This is a genomic window from Enterovirga sp. (genome assembly GCF_028290205.1).
In the GTDB taxonomy this organism is placed as follows: Bacteria; Pseudomonadota; Alphaproteobacteria; order Rhizobiales; family Beijerinckiaceae; genus Enterovirga.
Map to the genome: position 1 here is coordinate 1 of NZ_JAQGKF010000066.1, position 3529 is coordinate 3529.

A 3529-nucleotide genomic window follows, 5' to 3' on the forward strand; every position below is an offset into this window, starting at 1 on the left:
GCGGCCACCCGCCCGGCACCTGCGCACCGCGCCCGGGCGCAGGCGTCCAGGCCGGTGCCGGCCTCGGTGGCCGCCCCGACCCCCGACATCAGGCCCGCCCCGACCGCGGAGGCGGTCACTGTCGCAGCCACCGGCAATGCGACGTCCGTCGCCGAGATCGCCAGCACCGTCACCGTGATCACCGCGGCCGACCTCGAGCGCGAGCAGCGCCGCACGGTCCCCGACGCCCTCCAGAGGGTGCCCGGGCTGCACGTGGTGCAGTCGGGAGGGCCGGGCGGCCAGACCTCGGTGTTTCTCCGCGGCAGCAACGCGAATCACGTCAAGGTGCTGATCGACGGCATCGACGTGTCCGACCCCTCGACCCCGAACCGGTCCTTTGATTTCGGTCAGCTTCTCACCGACGATGTGGACCGCATCGAGGTGCTGCGCGGCCCGCAATCCGGCCTCTACGGCGCGGATGCGATCGGCGGCGTCATCTCGGTCACCACGAAGCGCGGCGAGGGCCCGCCCAGGGTGACGCTGAAGACCGAGGGCGGCTCCTACGGCACCTTCAACCAGTTCGGTTCGATCTCCGGCTCCCGAGAGGGGTTCAGCTACTTCCTGGGCGTGCAGCATTACCGCTCGGACAAGACCCCGGTGACGCCGGCCGAACTGGTCGTGCCGGGCCAGCGCCGCAACCCGAATCTCCACGACAACGCGAGCTTCACGACCAAGCTCGGCTATGACGTCAACGAGTTCATCAGCCTCAACTATGTCGGCCGGCTGATCGATTCGACGCTTTTGGCGACCACCGACGGCGGTTTTCCGTCACGGCCGAACGCCTTCAGGTCGCAGCTCGACAAGCTGTCCTCGTTCCAGCGCGGCGAGGTGGTGGTCAACATGCTGGACGGCCGCTTCCAGAACGTCTTCGGGGTCGCGTCCTCGAACCTGATGTCCGACGTCCGGGACGCCCCGACGCTGGCCGGTCCGTCCCCGGTCAGCCGCAGCATCGGCCTCAGGACGCAGTACGACTACCGCGGCGATCTCCTCATCGCGGACGGGCAGCGGCTCGTCTTCGGCGCGCAGCGCGAGGACGAGACCCTGTCCAACAAGACGATCCGGCCCACCAACGGCAACAGCGCCGGCTTCGTCCAGCTGCAGCAGGACTGGGCCCAGCGCGTGTTCCTCGTGTCCAACGTCCGCTACGACGTGAACGACAGTTTTGGCGAGGCGCTGACCTACCGTGTGGCCCCCGCCGTGATCCTGCCGGGCACCGAAACCAAGCTGAAGGGCAGCGTCGGAACGGGCTTCAAGGCGCCCACCCTCAGCCAGCTCTTCCAGAGCTACCCGGCGTTCAACTTCTACGCCAATCCGAACCTGCGGCCCGAGGAGAGCTTCGGCTGGGATGCGGGCTTCGAGCAGCCGCTGCCGGGCGGGCGGGTGCGTGTCGGTGCGCTCTATTTCGACACCAGCATCCGCAACCTGATCCAGGCCGCGCAGCGCGGGGCGGTGACCCGCATCGACAATGTGGGACGGGCGAGTGCCTACGGGGCCGAGGCCTTCTTCAGCTTCCAGTTCAGTGACGCCCTGCAGGCCACGCTCAGCTACACGAACACCTCGACCAAGGACGAGATCAACCGCCAGGAGCTGCTGCGCCGGCCCCGGCACAAGGTCGCCACCACGGTGGATTGGTCGCCCCTGGAGCGTCTGACGCTGTCCGGCACGGCCGTGTTCGTGGGCTCGCAGGTGGACGGCAATCGGGATTTCTCGGTTCCCCGCCTGCGCACGCAGCCCTATGCCTTCGTTAACCTGACTGCGAATTACCGGGCCACGGATCAGCTCACCGTGTTTGCGCGGGTGGACAACCTGTTCGACCGCCGCATCGAGGATCCGACCGGTTTTCTGCGGCCCGGGGCCTCGGCCTTCGCGGGCTTGCGGATCACCAACTGACCCAGCAATCGGGGCCGCGAGTGCGGTCCCGGACGGCGGTGCCGGTCGGTCCCCTCGACTGGCCGGCCCCGCTGACGAACAGCATCCCGAGGTGGCCTGATGGTGGTTGAGACGCGCCTCGAACTGCCGGCCGTGCTTCCGGTCGACGATCGGCTTGCGCCGGAGCTCCGGGCCAGGATCGACGGCAAGGCGAAGCCGCTCGGCGCCCTGGGCCGGCTGGAGGATCTCGCGCTGCGGCTCGGGCTCATCCAGGGCAGCCTCGCGCCGCGTCTCGACCGGGCGACGCTGCTGTTGTTCGCCGGCGACCACGGCCTGGTGGCCGAGGGGGTCGCCGCCTATCCGGCCTCCGTGACGGCTGAGATGGTCAAGACCATGCTCCGGGGACGGGCCACCGCGAACGCCTTCGCGGCGACCGTCGGGGCCGAGCTGGTGGTGATCGACGCGGGGGTCGCGGCCGATCTCGGAGCCCATCCCAAACTCGTGGCCGAGAAGATCAGGAGCGGAACGGCGAATGCCGCCCGCTTTCCGGCGCTCGGGCCCGAGGACACGCGCCGGGCTCTCTCGGCCGGGGCACGGCTGGCCCGAAACGCCGTTGCCAAGGGCGCCGACGCGGTGCTGCTCGGCGACATGGGGATCGGCAACACGAGCTCGGCCGCCCTCGTGACGCACCGTCTGGCGCCTGCCGCCCTCGACCTCTGCATCGGGCCGGGCGCCGGGCACGACGCCGCCGGTCTCGCCCGCAAGCGGGAGGCCATCGAGCGCGCGGCCGCCCGCACCCCGGCCAGCGATCCCTTCGCCGTGCTGTGCGAGTTCGGCGGCTGCGAGATCGCCATGATGGCCGGGGCGGTGATCGGCGCGGCCTCGGCGCGGCGGCCGGTCCTCGTGGACGGGTTCATCACGGCCGCGGCGGCCCTCGCGGCGATCCGGCTCGTGCCCGAGGCTCTCCCGTATTGCGTCTTCGGGCATCGCTCGCCCGAGCCGGGCCACCGCGTCATCCTGGATGCGCTCGGGGCCGAGCCGCTGCTCGACCTCGGCCTGCGGCTGGGGGAGGGGACCGGTGCGCTTCTGGCCCTGCCGCTGCTGCGGGCGGCAAGCCGCATCTTCACGGACGTGGACGATCTTGCCGAGGTCCTGGCCCGTGCCGGATAGACGGGCCCGCGAGCGGGGGCGGCTGGTCGCGGCCGCGGCCCTGCTGACGCGCCTTCCGCTGCCCCGGGTCGAGATCGAGCCGGACTGGCTGCCGCGCTGCGCCAAGTACCTTCCGGCGGTGGGCGCGCTCGTCGGGCTCCTGGCCGCCGCAATGCTGCTGGCGGCGGGCGCGCTCTGGGCACGGCCCGTGCCGGAGATCCTGGCCCTGCTCGCCGGCCTGCTGGTCACGGGCGCGCTGCATGAGGACGGCCTGGCCGACAGCTTCGACGCGCTCGGCGGCACCACCCGCGAGAGCCGGCTGGCGATCATGAAGGATTCCCGGCTCGGCACCTTCGGCGTGCTCGCGGTGCTGGCCGCGCTCGCCCTGCAGGTCGCGGCGTTGTCCGGTCTCCACCTCCTGTCCGGGGCCGCCGCCCTGGTGGCGGCCCATGCGGGCGGTCGCCTGATGGCC

The 3529-nt window shown here is 71.3% G+C and carries 3 protein-coding genes; all 3 read left to right on the forward strand.

Going from position 1 to position 3529, the window contains the following annotated elements; genetic code table 11:
• Window positions 1-1929, forward strand: a 1929-nt coding sequence (locus tag JWR86_RS04585) for a TonB-dependent receptor (protein ID WP_299561401.1), incomplete at its 5' end; no start/stop codon positions are given.
• A 99-nt stretch (window positions 1930-2028) separates the two neighbouring features.
• Window positions 2029-3078, forward strand: coding sequence for a nicotinate-nucleotide--dimethylbenzimidazole phosphoribosyltransferase (cobT, locus tag JWR86_RS04590; protein WP_299561403.1), 1050 nt, complete (start codon window positions 2029-2031; stop codon window positions 3076-3078).
• A partial coding sequence (locus JWR86_RS04595) for an adenosylcobinamide-GDP ribazoletransferase (RefSeq protein WP_299561405.1) occupies window positions 3068-3529 on the forward strand: 462 nt, incomplete at its 3' end. The genes cobT and JWR86_RS04595, both read left to right, overlap by 11 nt.